Source organism: Stenotrophomonas sp. CASM114 (genome assembly GCF_049384325.1).
Taxonomy (GTDB): Bacteria; Pseudomonadota; Gammaproteobacteria; order Xanthomonadales; family Xanthomonadaceae; genus Stenotrophomonas; species Stenotrophomonas muris.
In genome coordinates this window covers 73,801-92,816 of the sequence record NZ_JBMRGJ010000004.1, presented here as the reverse complement: position 1 = coordinate 92,816, position 19,016 = coordinate 73,801, and the positions used below count along the sequence as shown (strand labels likewise).

Annotated in this window: 16 protein-coding genes; 6 read left to right on the top strand and 10 right to left on the bottom strand. The window is 68.9% G+C overall.

Going from position 1 to position 19,016, the window contains the following annotated elements:
* Positions 1-8 precede the first annotated feature (8 nt).
* The 3 genes from aroE to dinG all read left to right on the top strand — a co-directional run bounded on the left by aroE (position 9) and on the right by dinG (position 3,481).
* Complete coding sequence (gene aroE, locus VG566_RS06425; RefSeq protein WP_032959067.1) at positions 9-854, top strand: shikimate dehydrogenase; 846 nt, start codon at positions 9-11, stop codon at positions 852-854.
* A gap of 3 nt (positions 855-857) precedes the next feature.
* Positions 858-1,211, top strand: coding sequence for a hypothetical protein (locus VG566_RS06420; RefSeq protein ID WP_014648789.1), 354 nt, complete (start codon positions 858-860; stop codon positions 1,209-1,211).
* Positions 1,212-1,378: 167 nt separating this feature from the next.
* The gene (gene dinG, locus VG566_RS06415; RefSeq protein WP_014648788.1) at positions 1,379-3,481 is read left to right on the top strand and encodes an ATP-dependent DNA helicase DinG; all 2,103 of its coding nucleotides are present in this window, start codon (positions 1,379-1,381) and stop codon (positions 3,479-3,481) included.
* A gap of 105 nt (positions 3,482-3,586) precedes the next feature.
* On the opposite strand, the gene ilvD is transcribed toward dinG, so the two are convergent.
* Positions 3,587-5,425 (bottom strand): dihydroxy-acid dehydratase, encoded by a 1,839-nt coding sequence (ilvD, locus tag VG566_RS06410; RefSeq protein ID WP_032959069.1) that lies wholly within the window; start codon positions 5,423-5,425, stop codon positions 3,587-3,589.
* A gap of 409 nt (positions 5,426-5,834) precedes the next feature.
* Here ilvD and VG566_RS06405 point away from each other — a divergent pair, with 409 nt between their 5' ends.
* From VG566_RS06405 to VG566_RS06395, 3 genes are read left to right on the top strand one after another with little or no spacing between them, the layout of a single operon-like run.
* Positions 5,835-6,407, top strand: coding sequence for a DUF1190 domain-containing protein (locus VG566_RS06405; RefSeq protein WP_005420172.1), 573 nt, complete (start codon positions 5,835-5,837; stop codon positions 6,405-6,407).
* 7 nt (positions 6,408-6,414) lie between these two features.
* On the top strand, positions 6,415-7,593 hold the full coding sequence (locus VG566_RS06400) for a glutathionylspermidine synthase family protein (protein WP_032957032.1): 1,179 nt from the start codon (positions 6,415-6,417) through the stop codon (positions 7,591-7,593).
* Positions 7,593-8,252, top strand: coding sequence for a hypothetical protein (locus tag VG566_RS06395; RefSeq protein WP_032957033.1), 660 nt, complete (start codon positions 7,593-7,595; stop codon positions 8,250-8,252). Before VG566_RS06400 ends, VG566_RS06395 begins: the two co-directional genes overlap by 1 nt.
* A gap of 1,047 nt (positions 8,253-9,299) precedes the next feature.
* Here VG566_RS06395 and VG566_RS06390 read toward each other — a convergent pair.
* The 9 genes from VG566_RS06390 to baeS form a co-directional block, all read right to left on the bottom strand.
* Positions 9,300-10,598: a DUF58 domain-containing protein gene (locus VG566_RS06390; RefSeq protein ID WP_014648783.1), complete on the bottom strand. Its 1,299-nt coding sequence runs from the start codon at positions 10,596-10,598 to the stop codon at positions 9,300-9,302.
* Positions 10,595-11,581: an AAA family ATPase gene (locus VG566_RS06385; protein WP_099475633.1), complete on the bottom strand. Its 987-nt coding sequence runs from the start codon at positions 11,579-11,581 to the stop codon at positions 10,595-10,597. Before VG566_RS06385 ends, VG566_RS06390 begins: the two co-directional genes overlap by 4 nt.
* A complete protein-coding gene (locus VG566_RS06380) occupies positions 11,578-12,762 on the bottom strand; it encodes a DUF4350 domain-containing protein (RefSeq protein ID WP_032957038.1) in 1,185 nt (394 codons plus the stop codon). Before VG566_RS06380 ends, VG566_RS06385 begins: the two co-directional genes overlap by 4 nt.
* Positions 12,759-14,375 (bottom strand): DUF4129 domain-containing protein, encoded by a 1,617-nt coding sequence (locus VG566_RS06375; RefSeq protein WP_049404932.1) that lies wholly within the window; start codon positions 14,373-14,375, stop codon positions 12,759-12,761. The genes VG566_RS06380 and VG566_RS06375 overlap by 4 nt, the downstream gene beginning before the upstream one ends.
* The gene (locus VG566_RS06370) at positions 14,365-15,357 is read right to left on the bottom strand and encodes a stage II sporulation protein M (RefSeq protein WP_014648779.1); all 993 of its coding nucleotides are present in this window, start codon (positions 15,355-15,357) and stop codon (positions 14,365-14,367) included. Before VG566_RS06370 ends, VG566_RS06375 begins: the two co-directional genes overlap by 11 nt.
* Positions 15,354-16,043, bottom strand: coding sequence for an RDD family protein (locus VG566_RS06365; protein WP_049404933.1), 690 nt, complete (start codon positions 16,041-16,043; stop codon positions 15,354-15,356). Before VG566_RS06365 ends, VG566_RS06370 begins: the two co-directional genes overlap by 4 nt.
* A gap of 123 nt (positions 16,044-16,166) precedes the next feature.
* Complete coding sequence (locus VG566_RS06360) at positions 16,167-16,697, bottom strand: gamma carbonic anhydrase family protein (RefSeq protein WP_014038860.1); 531 nt, start codon at positions 16,695-16,697, stop codon at positions 16,167-16,169.
* 126 nt (positions 16,698-16,823) lie between these two features.
* The gene (locus VG566_RS06355) at positions 16,824-17,513 is read right to left on the bottom strand and encodes a response regulator (protein WP_014648775.1); all 690 of its coding nucleotides are present in this window, start codon (positions 17,511-17,513) and stop codon (positions 16,824-16,826) included.
* Positions 17,510-18,901 carry a sensor histidine kinase efflux regulator BaeS gene (gene baeS, locus VG566_RS06350; protein WP_241884928.1) on the bottom strand — a complete coding sequence of 464 codons (1,392 nt, stop codon included), beginning with the start codon at positions 18,899-18,901 and terminating at the stop codon, positions 17,510-17,512. Before baeS ends, VG566_RS06355 begins: the two co-directional genes overlap by 4 nt.
* Positions 18,902-19,016 lie beyond the last annotated feature (115 nt).

Genomic DNA, 19,016 nt, shown 5'->3' with positions numbered 1-19,016 from the left:
AGGATTCCATGACCGACCGTTACGCCGTCTTCGGACACCCCGTTGCCCACTCGAAGTCGCCGCAGATCCACGCGACGTTCGGTCGCCAGGAAGGCATCGCCATCGACTACCGCGCGATCGACCTGGCCCCGGATGCGTTCCTGGCCGGACTGGAGGCCTTCGCCGCCGAGGGCGGTGTCGGCGCCAACGTCACCCTGCCGCACAAGGAAGCCGCGTTCTCGGTGTGCACCACGCTGACCGCGCGCGCGCGCCGCGCCGGCTCGGTCAACACGCTGCTGCGCAAGGGCGACCGCTGGCACGGCGACACCACCGATGGCATCGGCCTGGTGCGCGACCTGACCGACCGCCACGGCCTGGACCTGCGCGGCCGCCGCGTGCTGATGATCGGCGCCGGTGGCTCGGCGCGCAGCGTCGCCCCGGCGCTGCTCGATGCCGGCATCACCGAACTGGTGGTGGTCAACCGCACGCCGGAGCGCGCCGACGAACTGATCGACGCGATGGGCGAGCCCGGCCGTGCGATCAGCCGCTACTGGGAAGACCTGCGCGACCTCGGCGACTTCGAACTGATCGTCAATGCCACCTCGGCTGGCCGCGACCGCGACGTCGAGTTCAAGCTGCCGCTGTCGCTGGTCAATTCGATGACCACTGCCGTCGACCTGAACTACGGCGAGGCGGCCATCGCCTTCCTGGCCTGGGCCCGTGCGGCGCAGTGCCGCAATACCGTCGACGGCCTGGGCATGCTGGTCGAGCAGGCCGCCGAGAGCTTCCTGCAGTGGCACGGCGTGCGCCCGCAGACCGGCGAGGTCTACCAGTCGCTGCGCCAGGGCTCGGCCGTGCTGGCCGGCGAGGACTGACCGATGGACAGCACGACGTTGATGGTGACCGTGCTGAGCATGGTCGGCGTGCGCCTGCCGGTGCTGATCGCGCTGTGCGTCGGCCTGGTCTGGGTGGTCGGTGCGCCGCGCGATGCCACCCGCACCGGCGCGCTGGTCGGCCTGCTGCTGTTGCTGCTGTCCAGCCTGGGTGGCCTGGCGGCGGGCATGCTGCCGATGTGGCTGGTCAGCAGCGGCAACTTCAGCGCCATCTCGGGCATGAGCGCCATCTTCGGCGTGGTGCACTTCGCGCTGGCGATGGTCGAGGCCATCGGCGTGGTGCTGCTGGTGTGGGCGCTGGTGCGCCTGCTGCGTAGCCGTCCCGCCCCGGTCGCCTGAGCGCTGGCGCCGGGCCACGCCCGGCGTGTTTCGCCCCTGTGCGGCGCGGGCTTCGGACCGTGCGCGCCGGCGGGCGTCGTCGCTGGCTCGTTCAGGGTGCCAGCAACAGTGAACGCGGCCGGCCATGCGACAATGACCGGCCTGATCCAGCTACGGTAGTTCCCGGCGTGACCGAAACCGTCGCCGCTCCGCGCACGCTCGATGACACCTTGAAGGACGCGATCCGCAAGGCGTACACGACGCTGCAGGCCAATACCCCCGGCTTCTCCACCCGTCGCTCGCAGAGCCAGATGATCGGCGTGGTGTCGCGCGCGCTGTCGAAAAGCGGTGGCGTCGGCGTGGTCGAGGCGCCGACCGGCGTCGGCAAGAGCCTGGGCTACCTCACCGCAGGCGTGCCGATCGCGCTGGCCACCAAGAAGAAGCTGGTGATCAGCACCGGCACCGTGGCGCTGCAGTCGCAGCTGGTCGAGCGCGATATCCCGAATTTCCTGAAGGCCACCGGCCTGGAAGCGACCGTGGCGCTGGCCAAGGGACGCACCCGCTACCTGTGCACGCGCAATGCCGCCGAGGCGCAGGGCGAGGGCTCGCAGGGTGGCATGTTCGAGGATGACGCGCCACTGTTCGACCGGCCGCTGGCGCCGATCGAGATGGACATCGCCAAACGCCTGACCGACGCCTTCACCAGCGGCAGCTGGGATGGCGATATCGACAATGCGCCGGAGACCATCAGTCCCGGCCTGCGCAGCCGCATCACCACGCCGGCCTCGGGTTGTGCCGGGCGACGCTGCGCCTATTCGGCGCAGTGCGCGGTGCTGCGCTCGCGCAATACGGTGCGCGACGCACAGATCGTGGTCACCAACCACGCGCTGCTGCTGTCGGCGCTGTCGATCGGTGACAGCGACAACGGCCAGCCGTTGATCGCGCCACCCTCGGACATGCTGCTGGTGCTGGACGAAGGCCATCACATCGGCAACGTGGCGATCGACCAGGGTGCGGCCAGCCTCGCGCTGGACGAGATGGCCAAGCGCACCGGCCGCCTGCAGATCCTGATCGCCGGTGCGTACCGCGCGGTCGACAAGGACCGGCTGGGCAACCTGCTGCCCAACGAAGCGATCGAAGTCGCCAGCAACGTGGCCAAGCAGCTGCGCGCGTTCCGTGATCACATCGAGCGGGTGTGGATGCCGGCGCCGGCGGACGAAGAGCCGATGTGGCGCGCGGCCAATGGACGCCTGCCCGAGGCCTGGCGCGAGCCGATCGAGGCACTGGCCGACGATACCCGCAGCCTCTACAACTGGGCGCATGCGGCCACCACGCAGGTGGCCAAGGGCAAGCCGGACGATGCCGCGCGCGAGCGCCTGCAGCGCAACCTGGGCATGGCGCTGGAGATGATCGAGCAGCAGTACAACCTGTGGCAGGCGTGGCGCCGCGAAGACAAGGACGGCGCGCCGCCGATGGCGCGCTGGGTGACTGCCACCCGCGATGGCGACCTGGTGCTGCACGGTTCGCCGGTGTCGGCCGCGCACGTGCTGCGCAAGCTGCTGTGGGATGAAGTGGACTCGGTGGTGATGACCTCGGCGACGCTGACCGGCGGTGGCGACTTCCAGTCGCTGGCGATCGACAACGGCATTCCGGAAGAGGCCGAGATGGTCTCGCTGTCGTCGCCGTTCGACCTGCCCAACCAGGCCGAACTGATCGTGCCGAAGTTCCCGGTCACGCCGGACGACCGCGAAGGCCACCCGCGCGAAGTGGCGCGCTACCTGGACACCGAACTGGACTGGGCCAAGGGCTCGATGGTGCTGTTCACCTCGCGCTGGAAGATGGAGAAGGTGGCCGGGCTGATGCCGGCCGCGCGCCGCAAGCAGGTGCTGGTGCAGGGCGAGATGTCCAAGACCCGGCTGATCGAGGAACACCTGCGGCGTGTCGAGGCAGGCGAGGGCTCGGTGCTGTTCGGCCTGAACTCGTTCGGCGAGGGCCTCGACCTGCCCGGCGAGGCCTGCACCACGGTGGTGATCACCCAGGTGCCGTTCGCCGTGCCGACCGACCCGCAGACCGCCACCCTCAGCGAGTGGTTCGAGGGACGCGGGCTCAACGCGTTCAACCTGATCGCCATTCCGCATGCGCTGCGCACGCTGACCCAGTTCGCCGGCCGCCTGATCCGCACCTCCACCGACACCGGCCGCGTGGTCATTCTTGATTCGCGGCTGCTGACCCGCCGCTACGGCAAGCGCATCATCGACGCGCTGCCGCCGTTCAAGCGCGTGATCGGCTGAAAAAAGGGGACGGAGGGGATTAAGTCGTTTGAGCCTCAAACGACTTAATCCCCTCCGTCCCCTTTTCCCAGGTGCCGGCCAGCGGCCGGCACTACCGGATCGGCATCAATCGCCGAGCAGGGCGGTGTTGCGTACGGCGCCCTTGTCGGCGCTGGTGGCCAGCAGGGCGTAGGCCTTCAACGCGCTGGTGACCTTGCGCGGGCGTGGCGCGCGCGGTTTCCAGCCACGTGCATCGGCGTCGGCGCGGCGCTGGGCCAGCGTGGCCTCATCCAGCAGCAGGTCGATGCGGCGGGCCGGGATGTCGATGCGGATGCGGTCGCCGTTCTCCACCAGACCGATGACACCGCCGCTGGCGGCTTCCGGCGAGACGTGGCCGATCGACAGGCCCGAGGTGCCGCCGGAGAAGCGGCCATCGGTCAGCAGCGCGCACTGCTTGCCCAGTCCTTTCGATTTCAGGTAGCTGGTGGGGTACAGCATCTCCTGCATGCCCGGGCCGCCCTTCGGCCCTTCGTAGCGGATCACCACTACCTCACCCGGTTGCACCTCGTCGGCGAGGATGCCGGCGACGGCGGCGTCCTGGCTTTCATAGACACGCGCGGGGCCTTCGAACACGTGGATCGATTCGTCCACGCCGGCGGTTTTCACCACGCAGCCATCCACGGCCAGATTGCCACGCAGCACGGCGAGGCCGCCTTCCAGTGAGTACGCATGCTGCAGCGAGCGGATGCAGCCCTCGGCGCGGTCCATGTCCAGGGTCGGCCAGCGCGTGGCCTGGCTGAAGGCCTCCTGGGTAGGGATGCCGGCCGGGCCGGCCTTGAAGAAGGCATGCAGGGTGTCGTTGTCACTGCGCACTACGTCCCAGCGTTCCAGCGCGTCGGCCAGGCTGGCGCTGTGCACGGTCGGCACCGTGGTATCGAGCAGGCCGGCACGGTCCAGTTCACCGAGGATGCCGAACACGCCGCCGGCGCGGTGCACGTCCTCGATGTGGTACTTCGGCGTGTTCGGCGCCACCTTGCACAGCTGCGGCACGCGCCGCGACAGCGCGTCGATGTGGGTCAGGTCGAAGTCGACCTCCGCCTCCTGTGCGGCGGCCAGCAGATGCAGGATGGTATTGGTGGAGCCGCCCATGGCGATGTCCAGGGTCATCGCATTGGCGAACGCGGCCTGGGTGGCGATGCCGCGCGGCAGTGCGCTGGGGTCTTCGCCGCCGTACCAGCGATGGCAGAGTTCGACGATCAGGCGGCCGGCGCGGCGGAACAGCGCCTCACGGTCGGCGTGGGTGGCCAGCGTGGTGCCGTTGCCGGGCAGCGACAGGCCCAGCGCCTCGGTCAGGCAGTTCATCGAGTTGGCGGTGAACATGCCCGAGCAGGAACCGCAGGTGGGGCAGGCGCTGCGCTCGAACGCGGCGACTTTCTCGTCGGAGGCGCTGTCATCGGCGGCCACCACCATCGCATCGACCAGATCCAGCTTGTGCTCGGACAGCCTGGTCTTGCCCGCTTCCATCGGCCCGCCGGAGACGAACACCACCGGGATGTTCAGGCGCAGCGCGGCCATCAGCATGCCGGGGGTGATCTTGTCGCAGTTGCTGATGCACACCAGCGCGTCGGCGCAGTGCGCGTTGACCATGTACTCCACGGCGTCGGCGATGATCTCGCGGCTGGGCAGCGAATACAGCATGCCGTCGTGGCCCATCGCGATGCCGTCGTCCACGGCGATGGTGTTGAATTCCTTGGCGACGCCGCCGACCTGTTCGATCTCGCGCGCGACCAGCTGGCCGAGATCCTTCAGGTGCACGTGGCCGGGCACGAACTGGGTGAAGGAGTTGGCGATGGCGATGATCGGCTTGTGGAAGTCGCCGTCCTTCATGCCGGTGGCGCGCCACAGGGCGCGGGCGCCGGCCATGTTGCGACCGGCGGTGGAGGTGCGGGAACGGTATTCGGGCATGGCGGGCGGAACGGGCGGGCCGTACGACGTGGGGGTCAGCCGATCATGGCCAATTTTTTCGGTTGCTGCTGCAACCACCTTCACCGCTTGCAGCGGCTTGGCGGTCCGCGCATTTCCCCTTATCCCCGCGCCTTCGGCGCGCCCCCCTTGAACAACAAGGGGGCTTCTTGCCGGAGACTTGGCTGCGCGCGCCGGGCATGACCGGGCGCCGCGGGATGTGTGCCAACCAAGGTTGGCACCTACCAGAGCGGTGCGTCGCCTGGGGTCGGATCCCATCGCGGCGCGATGGGCTCTGACCCCAATGCCGACGAAAATGAAAGTCCGTTCATCTTTCGCACTTTGCCGATTCCGGTTGCTGGCCCGGATTTGGCATCATTGGGGCATTGATCCGTCGACAGGGCATGAGGCCATGAAACGTTCCCGCACCACCGCGCTGCTGCTGATGAGCGCCGCGCCGCTGCTGTTCACCGCCTGCCAGAAGGAGCCGGAGGTGAAGGTGCAGGAAGGCCTGTATACCTCGGTGGAGGCCTGCACCGAGGCCACCGGCGATCCGTCGTCGTGCCGCAATGCGTTCGCTGAAGCGCAGAAGCAGGCCGCCGATGCGGCGCCGAAGTACGCCAGCAAGGAAGCCTGCGAGAAGGACTACAAGCCGGAACAGTGCGTGCAGCAGCACACCTCGGCCGGTACCTCGTTCATCGGCCCGATGATGATGGGCTTCTTCATGTCGCAGATGCTGAGCAACCGCGGCGGCCTCGCCCCGCAGGCGCCGGCGTCGGCACCGGCCTACCAGGACAAGAATGCGGGTTGGGCGCGCCCGGCACCGGGCGGCACCGGTGGCCTGAACACCGCCAGCGGCATCGGTGCTGGCAAGGCCGGCCTGGCCCCGGTCACCAGCGAGCCGAACCGTGCGGTCACTGCCAGCCGTGGTGGCTTCGGCAACACCAGCGCACGCCGCAGCACCAGCGGCAGCTACGGCGGCTGATCGACCCATGCAGCGCATCCGGATTGCCGAGCGTGCCCAGTGGCGGGCGCGCGCGGAAGAGGCGGGTTTCCGCTTCCACACCATCGACGGCCAGCCGTACTGGGATGAACGCGCGTATTACGCCTTCACCCTGCGCCAGATCGAACAGGACATCGAAGACCCCAGCGCCGAGCTGCACCAGATGGCGCTGGATCTGGTCGGTGATGTCATCGGCAGCGAACGCTTGATGGACCAGCTGGCGATTCCGTCGCACTACCGCGACTGGATCGCCGACAGCTGGCGCCAGCGCCAGCCGCACCTCTATGGCCGCCTGGACCTGGCCTACGACGGTACCGGCCCGGCCAAGCTGTACGAATTGAACTACGACACGCCGACCTCGCTGTTCGAAGCCAGCTTCTTCCAGTGGCAGTGGCTGGAAGACCAGCGCAATGCCGGTCGCCTGCCGCAGCATGCCGACCAGTTCAACGCGATCCACGAAGCGCTGGTCGAGCGTTTCGGCGACCTCGCCACGCAGCTGCCGCCCCCGCTGTACTTCAGCGCGGTCGGCAGTTCGGAGGAAGACCGCGGCACGGTCGAGTACCTGCGCGACTGTGCGTCGCAGGCCGGCCTGCATGGCCAGGCCATCGCCATCGAGGACATCGGCCTGTCCGAGGACGGACGCTTCACCGCGCTGGACGATTCGGTGATCGGCACGCTGTTCAAGCTGTATCCGCTGGAAGACCTGATGGCCGAGGAATTCGGCCGCGCGCTGCCCGGTTCGGGCGTGCAGCTGCTGGAACCGGCCTGGAAGGCGGTGCTGAGCAACAAGGGCATCCTGCCGCTGCTGTGGCAGCGCAACGTGGGCCATCCGAACCTGCTGGAAGCGCATTTCGATGACGGCAGCACGCTGGCGTCGGGCTGGGTACGCAAACCGCTGTTCTCGCGCGAAGGCGCCAACATCGAGATGCACCTGGCCGATGGCAGCACCCAACGCAGCGACGGTCCCTACGACGGCCCGGCGATCATCCAGCGTGCGCATCCTCTCACCCGCTTCGAAGGCGGCTATCCGCTGATCGGCAGTTGGGTGATCGGTGACCATGCCTGCGGCATCGGCATCCGCGAGGATGACAGCGCGATCACCCGCGACAGTGCGCGCTTCGTGCCGCACGCGATCGTCGACGAGGCGCCGACGCGGATCTACGTCTGATGACGGTGCGGCGCAATCGCGACCTGCGGCCTGCGCCGCTGCCGGGCCGGCATCTGGATGACGGCCACGCCCTGTGGCGCTATTCGGACCGCATCGCGGTGCGCTGCCACCGCTGCGATACGCCCGGCTGGGTGGTGCGGACGCCGGAATCGCGACGTTTCCGCTGCCTGGGCTGCAGCGCAGCCCTCGACAGTGGATGCGGCTGCGGTTGCTGTGCCGCGGGCGACTGGGTCGGGCCCGTGCGCTACAGCGGCTATCGTCCCTGCGGATACTGCGGGCACAAATGGGTCCGCGCCGAGCTGCACCGTGCGCGTGCAGTGTCGCCGTTGCGGACGCTGGCGGCGGACTGCAGTCAGTGCGGACGCAGCAGCGAGGTGGAGGTCACGTTGTCGCGATGGCGTGGCAATGAGGCGATCGATCCGCATTTTGGCTTGCCGCTGCGGCTGGTCGAAAAGACCGCGGCCGGCGTGCTGTGGGCCTACAACGAAGCCCATCTGCAGGCACTGCACGACTACGCTGCCGCGCCTCTGCGCGAGCGCGCGGGCGTTACCAACGGTTCGATGTTCTCGCGCCTGCCGCAGTGGATGAAGCTGGGCCGCAACCGGGTGCTGCTGCAGCGTGCGGTGGAGCGGTTGCAACGTCGGTTGCTGCAGGGGTAGTGCCGGCCGCTGGCCGGCAACCGGTTTTGGTAGATGCCGACCCTGGTCGGCGCTGTGGATTTCGTGCCAACCAAGGTTGGCACCTACCAGGGCGATGCATCGGTTGTTGCAGGGGGTAGTGCCGGCCGCTGGCCGGTGACTGTGTTTGGTAGATGCCGACCATGGTCGGCGCTGTGGGTTCGTGTTAACCAAGGTTGGCACCTACCAGGGCGATGCATCGGTTGTTGCAGGGGGTAGTGCCGGCCGCTGGCCGGTGACTGTGTTTGGTAGATGCCGACCATGGTCGGCGCTGTGGGTTCGTGTTAACCAAGGTTGGCACCTACCAGGGCGATGCATCGGTTGCCGCAGGGGTAGTGCCGGCCGCTGGCCGGTGACCGCCGTTGGTAGATGCCGACCTTGGTCGGCGCTGTGGATTTCGTGCCAACCAAGGTTGGCACCTACCAGGGCGATGCATCGGTTGCCGCAGGGGTAGTGCCGGCCGCTGGCCGGTAACCGGTTTTGGTAGATGCCGACCTTGGTCGGCGCTGTGGATTTCGTGCCAACCAAGGTTGGCACCTACCAAGGCGATGCGGCGGTTGTTGCAGGGGGTAGCGCCGGCCGCTGGCCGGCAACCGGTTTTGGTAGATGCCGACCTCGGTCGGCGCTGTGGGTTCGTGCCAACCAAGGTTGGCACCTACCAGGGCGATGCATCGGTTGCCGCAGGGGTAGTGCCGGCCGCTGGCCGGTAACCGCCGTTGGTAGATGCCGACCTTGGTCGGCGCTGTGGGCGGGCCAACCAAGGTTGGCACCTACCAGGGCGATGCGGCGGTTGTTGCAGGGGGTAGTGCCGGCCGCTGGCCGGTAACCGGTTTTGGTAGATGCCGACCTTGGTCGGCGCTGTGGGTTTCGGGCCAACCAAGGTTGGCACCTACCAAGGCGATGCGGCGGTTGTTGCAGGGGGTAGCGCCGGCCGCTGGCCGGCAACCGGTTTTGGTAGATGCCGACCCTGGTCGGCGCTGTGGATTCCGTGCCAACCAAGGTTGGCACCTACCAGAGCGATCGCGGGTATCAGAGCAGCCCTTCGCGCTTCACCGCCAGATAGCGTTCCACCAGCGCGCCGGGCAGGGCATCGGCGGTCACGTCCAGCACCATCACCTTTTCGCTGCGCAGGGCCTCATGCGCCTTCGCGCGTTGCTGCAGGTACAGCGCGGCGGCACCGGCCTGGGTGGCGTCTTCCAGTGTCTGCACCTCGCCCTCCAGTGCGCCGTCCAGCTCGCGTTCGCGCAGGCTGGCCACGCACACCAGGTGGCGCCGCTGCAGCAGGCGCACTGCCGCCAGCAGGTCTTCGATGTCCTCATCACGCACGTTGCTGACCAGCATCACCAGCGCACGCCGGCGCTGGCGCAGCGACACCTCGGTGGCGGCGGCCAGGTAATCGGTGGCCACCGCGCGTGGCTGCAGGTCGTAGCTGGCGCGCAGCAGGTGCTCGACCGTACCCATGCCGCGCTGCGGTGCCACCCAGCGGCGTTCGCCACCGGCAGCGTACAGGCCGGCAGCGTCGCCCTGGCGCAGCGCCAGGTAAGCCACCACCAGCGAGGCGTTCAAGGCATGGTCGAAGTGCGAGAGCCCGCCTTCGCTGGCCAGCATGCGCCGGCCACTGTCCAGCATCAGCAGCAGCTGCTGGTTCTTCTCGTCCTGGTATTCGCGCGAGATCAGCTTGCGCGCACGGGCGGTGGCCTTCCAGTCGAGCTGGCGCAGGCTGTCGCCGATGCGGTACTCGCGCATCTGGTGGAAATCGGTGCCTTCGCCACGGCGGCGCTTCACGTGCGCACCGACCAGCCGCGAGGCCTGGTCGGCACTGAACAATGCGAAGCGGGTGAGCGGCACGAAGTTCGGATAGACCCGCACCTCCAGCGCCGGCGGCAGCGTGCGTTGCTGCCACCACAGGCGCCACGGCGAACGCATGCGCAGGTGCACCCCCTCGAAGCGGAAGTGCCCACGCTGCAGCGGCTGCAGGTGGTAGTGCAGGGTGGACGCCGTACCGGCCTGCAGGCGCACGCGCTGCGGCAGCGCTTCCAGCGGCCAGCCGCCGGGCACCAGGTCGAACACCTGCACCGTCATCGATTGCTCGGCCTGCAGGCGCAGCGCCGCCTCGCGGCGCACGCCCAGCGCCAGCGCTTCGGGCAGCTCGCGCTGTACCTGCGGCGACGGACGCCGCGACTGCCGCCACAGATCCCACAAGGCGGGCAGCGCGATGACGACGGCTGCCAGCGCCCAGCTCCAGCGCGGCAGCCACCCGCCCAGCACCAGGCCGCCCAGGGCAGCCCAGGCCAGCAACAGCGCCAGCAGCAGCGGGGCCGGTCTCATCGGCGCGGTGCTTCCACCTTGGCCAGCAGCGCGCCCAGCACGTCGTCGGCGTCCTGGCCTTCGATCTGCAGCTCCGGGGCCAGTGCAATGCGGTGGCGCAGCGCCGGGCGCGCAATGTCGCGCACGTCGTCCGGCGTGACGAAGTCACGGCCGGCCAGCACCGCCTGCGCGCGCGAGGCACGCACCAGCGCGATGCTGCCGCGGGGGCCAGCGCCGACCGCGATGCCCGGCCACTGCCTCGTGGCCGCCACAATCCGTACCGCGTAGTCGATCACTTCGTCATCGACGGTGATCGCCGCGGTCGCGCGCTGCAGTTCCAGCAGCTCGCCGGCCCCCAATACACGCGGCACCTGGCTCAGGTCGAAATCGCTGGCGGCACGGCCACTGGTGATCGCGGTCACCATGCGCCTCTCGTCCTCCAGCTGCGGGTAGTCGATCAGCACCTTCAGCAGGAAGCGGTCCAGCTGTGCTTCCGGCAACGGGTAGGTGCCTTCCTGTTCCAGCGGGTTCTGCGTGGCCAGCGCCATGAACGGCGGCGCCAGGGTGAAGGCCTTGCCTTCGATGGTCACCTGGCCTTCCTGCATCACTTCCAGCAGGGCCGACTGGGTCTTGGCCGGGGCACGGTTGATCTCGTCGGCCAGCAGCAGGTTGGTGAACACCGGGCCGCGACGGATCTTGAAGCTCTCGCTCTTCGGGTCGTACACCGCGTGGCCACTGACGTCGCTGGGCATCAGGTCGGGGGTGAACTGCACGCGCCCGTAGTCCAGCTCCAGGGCCTGTGCCAGTGCACGCACCAGCAGGGTCTTGCCCAGACCGGGCACGCCTTCGATCAGCACGTGGCCACCGGCCAGCAGCGCCACCAGGATCTGGTCCAGTACATCGGCCTGGCCGATGAAGGCGTGTCCAACGGCGGTGCGGATGGCATCGACGCGTTCGATCAGGCGGGCGTTGGCGGCCGCCGGCAGCTCGGGGACTTCGGTCATAGCAGGGATCTCATCTGGAGCAGCAAGCGGATGCGCTCGCGCAGGGCGGAGGAATCGTGCGGTGGCGGGGGCGTGAGCGCGCTGGCAACACGGCCTTGCGGCCATTTCAGCAGCTCGGCGATGGCCTGATCGCGCGGCGCACCGTCCAGTGCAGCGGCTACCGGTGCGCGCAGGCGCAGGCGATGCAGGAACAGGGCGAACACGGCGTCGTACAGGCGCGTGCCGTGGCCGAAGCGCAGCAGCAGCTCGCCACTGGCACGCACGTGCTCCAGCAGCGAGCGGCGTTCCAGCACCGGCGACGGCAGCAGGCTGCCGAAGCGCTGCGAGCGGGCCCACAACCAGCCCAGCAGGGCCAGCAGCAGCGGCGCCCACAGCGGCCAGCCCTGGTAGAACAGGCGCGCCCACAGTGACGGCGGGCGGCTGGCATAGACCAGCCAGAACGCTCCCTTGCCGTAATTCGGGTCGAGCAGGTAACGGGTCAGGTCGCGGTGCGAGAGATCGTGCAGGCCATCACTGGCCTTGCCTGCGGCCGACGCCAGGCGTGCCGCCGGCGAATCCACCTCGCCGCGCATGAATTCCATGTCGGCCAGCACGCTCACCTTGCCCTGGCCATGGTGCAGGCGTGCGAACACCAGGCTGTGCTCGTTGCCCCAGCGCCGTTCGGCCCGCGCATTGGCGGCAAAGCCCAGCGTGAAGCGACGGCCACCGCAGAACTCGACGTGGCTGGGATCATCGATGACGTGGAATGGCTGGCAGTCGCTCTGCTGATACAGGCTGTCCACGCCCAGCTGGTCCAGCAGGGGCCCCTGCGTGCTGCTGGCGTCGTCCTCGGCGGGCGGCGGCGTACGCACCAGCAGATGGCCACCACCATCAACCCAGGCCAGCAGGGCCCTGGCCGCCGGTGCCGGCAGTTCGCTGCTGTCCTGCAGCAGCACCACCGTATCGTGCGGGCCCAGCGCCATCTGCTGCAGGTCCAGCCGCGGCCGCGAGTGCACCTCGATGCCATCGGCACGCAGGGCCTGGCCCAGCACGTACAGCGGGTTGTAGCCAGCTTCGCCCTGCGGCGGCAGCTGCACGGTCTCGGTCACGCGTTCGTGCGTGCGCAGGTAAAGGATCGTCAGCGGCACGCCGAACAGCACCAGCGCGCCCAGCAGCAGCGACCAGAACAGGCGCGGACTCATGCCAGCCACCTGTACTGCCGGCGCAGGGTATCGGCCAATGCATCGAAATCGGCGCGGCTGGGCAGGCGGCCACCGTAGGCGGCGTACTGCCACATGCGCACGATGCGCGCGAACAGGTCACGGTCGGTGGCATCGGGCATTCGCCGCGACGCGCGCAGGCATTGCGCTTCGGTAGCACCGGGCGGAAGCGCGATGCCGCTGCGCTCGCCCACCGTGCGCACGCTGGCGCGGTACAGCAGGGCCAGCGCCTGCCGCGGCCGCCCCTGGTCCCACAGCAGGCCGGCCTGGGTGGCCACGTCCGGCGGCAGCACGACCGGCAGTTCCACCGGTTCTTCCACTACCTGCGGTGCGGCCTCGGCCTTGCGCCGGCCACTGCCGCGCAGCCACGGCAGCCACAGCCGTGCGGTCAACAGCAGCACCAGCAGCAGGACGCCCAGCAGGCCCCACAGGCCCCACTCGGCCAGGCGTGCCAGCCAGGCGATGCCGTCCTTGCGCGCTTTGCGTTCACCCTTGCTGTTGGTGTCACGCTGCAGCTGCTTGTCTTCCTTCTTTTTTTCCTCGGCCTGCTCGATCGGCTTCCAGCGCGTGACCTGGCGGGTCGGGCGCTGCAGCGGGTCCTCATAGGCGCGGTTCACCGCCTGGCGGAAGCCGGCGGTGTCCACTGGCGCTGCACCGAAGATCATGGCCGGTGCATTGGCCGGATCGTTCGCCGCAGTGGCCGGTTCCTCCGCGCTGTCCTCGTCCTCTCCGGCATCGTCCGCCTGTTCTGCGGCCGTCTGCGCGTCCTGCGCATGTACTGGCGCGGAGGCCAGCGGCAGGGCAAGGCACAGCAGCAGCGCCAGCGTCGATGCCGCCGGCAGCAGCCGCTCGCGCAGGCGGCGCAGGGCGATCTCCACGTCCCACGCTTCCATCTGCGTGCGCCGGTTCAAGTACAGGCCGAAGCCGGCGCCGACGTAGAACGGACCGATCAGCACCGAGGCCAGCCAGCACGCCAGGTTGAAGCCCGCCCGCGCCCAGGCGGGTGTGTCCTGGCCGATCATGTCCCACGCGGCACGCCATGATTCGGACATCAGCTCCAGCGGCATGAACATGAACACCGCGCCGATCGCACCGGACACCAGCACCGCTTCAAACGCCATGCAGGCCACGGTCAGCACGGCGGCGGCACCCGCCGCACCAGCGGCCACGGCACGGCGGCGTGCACCGCGCTGGGCCGGCGCATTGCCCTCCAGCAGGTTCACCGGCAGGCACAGGCTGCGCAGCACGCTGAAACGGCGCCAGCCCAGGTAGCCCCAGAAACCTGCATTGCCCCAGCTGCGTTGCGCGCGCAGGGCCGCCAGCGTACCGACCGGCTCGCCGAAGATGCCACGCGACAGCACGTACAGCGGCGCCCGTTCGAACAGCGGCTTGCACCACCACATCGCCAGCCACGCCCAGCCGAATGCATCCAGCCACCAGCCCAGCGCGTTGAAGACCACGAACAGCGGCGCACTGGCCAGCAGCCAGCTGCCCCATACCGCGCGTGCGTGGCGGCGCGACAGGGCGCTGCCCAGCTCCATTGCTTCCCAGCCGCTGCGCGCGCGCAGCACCACGTCCAGGTGATCAATGCGCATGGCCGCCTCCGCGTCCGCCGCGCCACAGCCACAGCAGCACGCCGGCCCACAGCATGCCGGCCACGCTGAACTTGCCCCACGCCGGCACGTCGGCAATCGACGACCAGAAGGCTTCGATGAACGCGGCCACCAGTAGCATGAACGCCACGCCCAGGCACAGGCGCGCACCGATGCGGCCGCCCTCGACCAGTGCATCCAGGCGGCTGCGCCGGCCGGGTGCCAGCAGTTTCATGCCCAGCTGCAGGCCGGCACCGCCGGCGATCACGATCGCGGTCAGCTCGAAGGCACCATGGCCTGCGACGAAGCGCCAGAACGGATCACCATGGCCGATGTGCTGCAGGTGGCCCGCCACCGAACCGATGATCACGCCGTTGAACAGCAGCACCAGCAGCGTGCCCAGGCCGGCCAGCAGGCCGCTGGCGAAGGTACGCAGGGCGATGCTGATGTTGTTGAGGATGTAGTGGCCGAACATCATCCAGTCGGTGCCGCTGTCGCGTCCCAGGCGCTCGGCGGCCGGATCGTACATGCGCTCCATCTCGGCGATCTGGCGGTTGTCCATCACCATGTGGATCAGGTCCGGATAGACCTGCACCAGCACGAAGCAGGCCAGCGCCGGCAGCGCGAACATCGCCAGCGCCACCCACATGCTGCGCGCCTGGCTGCGCACCAGCAACGGGAAGTCGGCCACCAGGAATTCCAGCGCACCGCGCCAGCGCGTCGGCGGCGTGCGGTACAGCACGCTGTGGCCCTGCTGCATCAACTGCTGCAGGCGCTGCACCAGCTGCGGGCTGTAGCCACGCTCGCGGGCCAGCGCCAGCTGCTGGCACAGGCGCCGGTAGCGCTGCGGGAAGGCGGTATCGTCCAGCGCGAGCGCGCTGGCCTTGCGCCGCGTGCGGCGCGAAGCACCGGCGCGCAGCAGCAGCCAGTGTTCCAGGTCCTGCCATTCCTGCTGGTAGCGGGCGACGAACTGTTCCTGCTTCATCGCCGCCCCAGCAGCCAGTTGGCCATGGCATACAGGCGCAGCACGCCGACCTGGCCGTGGGTGCCGGTCAGTGGCTCGGCAATGCCGGCCAGTTCCTGCTGGCGTGCCGCCGACAGCCGCGGCGCGCGCTCGGCGAAGGCCATCAGCGCCGCCTGTTCTTCCGGTCGCAGCGGCTGCGGCGGGGCCAGCACGCTGTCGATGGTGGGCGGAGGCGGCAGGTACAGCACCGGTGCATGCACCACCACGGTACCGGCCACCAGGTCGCCGAGGCGGCGGCCGTGGGAATCGAACAGGCTGCTGATCAGGCCCAGTGCATAGCCGAACGGCAGCATGTCCACGGTGCGCAGCAGGTTGCGGGTGATGGCGGCCATCCAGCCCACCGGCGCGCCATCGCGCGCGAGCACGCGCAGGCCCAGTGCGCGCTTGCCCAGGGTGCGGCCCCACCGCGCTTCGCAGACGATCGGGTAGGCCCAGTAGACCAGGAACATCAGCACCAGGCCGAGCCCGGAGCCGAACGAATCCAGCAGTGCCAGCGGAATCGACATCAGCACCAGCACCGCGATGCGCACACCCAGATCGATCAGCCAGGCCATCGCCCGTGGCACCGGGCCGGCCGCCGGCAACTGCAGCGGCACACCCTCCGGCGTCACCACCTCGCGGTAGGTATCGAGCATCGGTGCGGCCATCAGTGCGATGGCCTTCGTTGTGGGCGGCGGAGTCCTCTCCGGCAGGCAGCCACAGGCATGGGGGTCTCGACAGGTCCTGGTCGGGCCCAGACTTTAGCAGAGCCGCATGGCGGCGTTGGCCGATCAGCCCAGGTATTCGTCCTTCAGCCGCACGTAGTGGTCGGCCGAATAGTGCAGCGACTCGATCTCCTTGTCGCTCAGCGTGCGCGCCGGGCGGGCCGGGTTGCCCACCCAGAGTTCACCTTCACCGACCACCTTGCCCGGGCCGACCACCGCTCCGGCACCGACGAAGCCATGGCGTTCCACACGGGCGCCATCGAGGATGCAGGCGCCCATGCCGATCAGGCTGTAATCACCGATGGTGCAGGCGTGGATGATGCAGCCATGGCCGACGGTCACGCCTTCGCCGATCAGGGTCGGGTAGCCGGCCTTGTTGTACGGGCTGTGGTGGCTGACGTGGATGATGGTGCCGTCCTGCACATTGGTGCGCGCACCGATGCGGACGTAATTGACGTCGCCGCGGATGATCGTACCCGGCCACACTGATACGTCCTCGGCCAGTTCCACGTCACCGATGAGGGTGCAGGCCGGATCGATGTACACGCGCTCGCCGAGGACGGGCATCTTGTCGCGGAAGGGGCGCAGCGGGTTCATCGGTGTCTCCGGAAATCAGGGCGTTCACCGCGATGATACCTGCGTGGTAGTGCCGGCCGCTGGCCGGCAACCTCAATGGGCGCACCTGGAATTCTGCGGTTGCCGGCCAGCGGCCGGCACTACCGGCTAGGGTTCGTAGCTGTAGCCCATGCCGTACACCGAACGGATCGGTTCGCCTTCCATGCCGGCGTCGGCCAGCTTGCGGCGCAGGTTGCGCACATGGCTGTCGACGGTGCGGTCGACCACCACGCGGTGGTCCAGGTAGAGGCGGTCGAGCAGCTCATCGCGCGCCCAGATCCGGCCGGGCGTGGCCAGCAGGGTGCGCAGCAGGCGGTATTCCACCGGCGTCAGGTCCAGGCCCTTGCCGTTCCAGGTGGCGCGTGCCGCCGGTTCGTCGATATGCAGCCCGCTGTTGGCGCGTGCAGCGGGGTCCGGGCGGTAACGGCGCAGCACTGCCACCACCCGCGCCACCACCTCGCGCGGACTGAACGGCTTGCAGATGTAGTCGTCGGCACCGATGTCCAGGCCCAGCAGGCGGTCGATCTCTTCCACCCGCGCGGTGACCATGATCACCGGTACGTCGCTGCCGGCGCGCAGTTCGCGGCACAGGTCCACGCCATCGCGTTGCGGCAGCATCAGGTCCAGCAGCACCAGGTCGGGCTGGTAGCGCGCGAATGCGTCGATCACCTGGCCGCCATCGTCCACCCATTCGCTGGTCATGCCGGCGGCGGCCAGGTAGTCACGCAGCACCGAGGCCAAGCGTGGCTCATCCTCGACGATCAGGATCTTCGCGGACGCGGCGGGGGACAGGCTCATGCGGACTCCGGCAGTGTGACGACCACGCGCAGCCCGCCCAGCGGCGAGGGATCGGCGTGGATATGACCGTGGTGGGCGAGGATGATGTTGTGGCTGATGGCCAGGCCCAGCCCGCTGCCGCCGCTGGCGCGGTTGCGCGAACTCTCCACCCGGTAGAAACGCTCGAACAGCAGCGCGCACTTGTCGGCCGGTACGCCCGGCGCGGTGTCTTCCACGATCAGCTGCACGCCGGCGGGCACGCGCGCAGCCTGCACGCGCACGCGGCCGCCGCCATGGGTATAGCGCAGCGCGTTTTCCAGCAGGTTGGCCAGCACCTGCTGCAGGCGGCGCTCGTCACCGGACACCTGCAGCGGTGTGGCGGGCAGCGCTTCTTCCAGTGCCAGCCCCGCCGTGGAGAAGCGCACGCGCATGCCATTGAGCTCGCTACGCAGCAGCGCCAGCAGGTCCAGCGGGGCGAATCGGTAGGCCAGGCCGCCGGACTGGGTCATCGACAGGTCGTGCAGGTCGTCGATCAACTTGCCCAGCTGGCGGATCTCGCCCTGCAGGGCACCCAGGTTGGCGCGGTCCAGCGGGCGGATGCCGTCCTCGATCGCCTCCAGTTCGGCGCGCACCACCGCCAGCGGCGTGCGCAGTTCGTGCGAGATGTCGGCAATGAAGGCGCGGCGGTTGCGCTCGGTGTCGTCCAGCGCCTGCGCCATCCGGTTGAAGTCGTTGACCAGTGCATCCAGCTCGTCATCGCTGGTGCGCTCGATGCGGGTGGCGTAGTCGCCGGCGGCGAGCCGGTGAGTGGCGGCGGCCAGCTTGGCCAGGCGCTGGCGCAGCGCGCGCGACACCAGCCAGGCCAGCACTACGGTCACCAGCAGCAGCGAAATGCCGATCACCCACCATGCGCGCATCTGGGTGTTGTAGAAATTCAGGTCGTTGGTGGCGATGACGGTCTGGAACGGCACCATGCCCAGCCAGCCGACGGTGTGTCCGTCCACCTGCACACTGTGCGGCTCGTCGTCGCTGATCGCGTCCGGGTTGCCGGCCACGAACCGATGCTGCGCATCGAACAGGCCCAGCCGCGAGGGAACGCCGGTCTGGTCGGACAGCGGCGGCACGGGCCCCTCGTGCCCATGGCCCAGGTCCGGGCGCAGCAGCCGCGCCCAGCGGTCACTGTCACCGCGCAGATGCTCCCAGCCGCCGTGCGTGCGGTACTCGCGCTGCAGGTGTGGCATCACGCGCTGCATGCGCAGGTCGCCCTGGTCGTTGAGGTAGTCCAGGAAGCCGGTCTGGAACGCCACGCGGCTGGCAATGCCGTTCACTGCCAGCACCAGCAGGCAGGCGGTGAAGATCGCGAGGAAGGTCTTCGCGGTCAGGCCGAATTTGAATCGAATCTTCGCCATCGCCGGGCCATTAGCGGCGCATGCGGCGCCGAAAGCAAGCGCCCGCTGAGCCGGTCGCACAATCTCCATATTCTCTGCACACTTTCACGGCAGCGTGCACGGGTCAACGAAAGGC

Coding starts and splice junctions, on each gene's coding strand:
- aroE (WP_032959067.1), top strand. CDS start 9: ATGACCGACCGTTACGCCGTCTTCGGACACCCCGTTGCCCACTCGAAG.
- VG566_RS06420 (WP_014648789.1), top strand. CDS start 858: ATGGACAGCACGACGTTGATGGTGACCGTGCTGAGCATGGTCGGCGTG.
- ilvD (WP_032959069.1), bottom strand. CDS start 5,425: ATGCCCGAATACCGTTCCCGCACCTCCACCGCCGGTCGCAACATGGCC.
- VG566_RS06405 (WP_005420172.1), top strand. CDS start 5,835: ATGAAACGTTCCCGCACCACCGCGCTGCTGCTGATGAGCGCCGCGCCG.
- VG566_RS06400 (WP_032957032.1), top strand. CDS start 6,415: ATGCAGCGCATCCGGATTGCCGAGCGTGCCCAGTGGCGGGCGCGCGCG.
- VG566_RS06395 (WP_032957033.1), top strand. CDS start 7,593: ATGACGGTGCGGCGCAATCGCGACCTGCGGCCTGCGCCGCTGCCGGGC.
- VG566_RS06390 (WP_014648783.1), bottom strand. CDS start 10,598: ATGAGACCGGCCCCGCTGCTGCTGGCGCTGTTGCTGGCCTGGGCTGCC.
- VG566_RS06385 (WP_099475633.1), bottom strand. CDS start 11,581: ATGACCGAAGTCCCCGAGCTGCCGGCGGCCGCCAACGCCCGCCTGATC.
- VG566_RS06380 (WP_032957038.1), bottom strand. CDS start 12,762: ATGAGTCCGCGCCTGTTCTGGTCGCTGCTGCTGGGCGCGCTGGTGCTG.
- VG566_RS06375 (WP_049404932.1), bottom strand. CDS start 14,375: ATGCGCATTGATCACCTGGACGTGGTGCTGCGCGCGCGCAGCGGCTGG.
- VG566_RS06370 (WP_014648779.1), bottom strand. CDS start 15,357: ATGAAGCAGGAACAGTTCGTCGCCCGCTACCAGCAGGAATGGCAGGAC.
- VG566_RS06365 (WP_049404933.1), bottom strand. CDS start 16,043: ATGGCCGCACCGATGCTCGATACCTACCGCGAGGTGGTGACGCCGGAG.
- VG566_RS06360 (WP_014038860.1), bottom strand. CDS start 16,697: ATGAACCCGCTGCGCCCCTTCCGCGACAAGATGCCCGTCCTCGGCGAG.
- VG566_RS06355 (WP_014648775.1), bottom strand. CDS start 17,513: ATGAGCCTGTCCCCCGCCGCGTCCGCGAAGATCCTGATCGTCGAGGAT.
- baeS (WP_241884928.1), bottom strand. CDS start 18,901: ATGGCGAAGATTCGATTCAAATTCGGCCTGACCGCGAAGACCTTCCTC.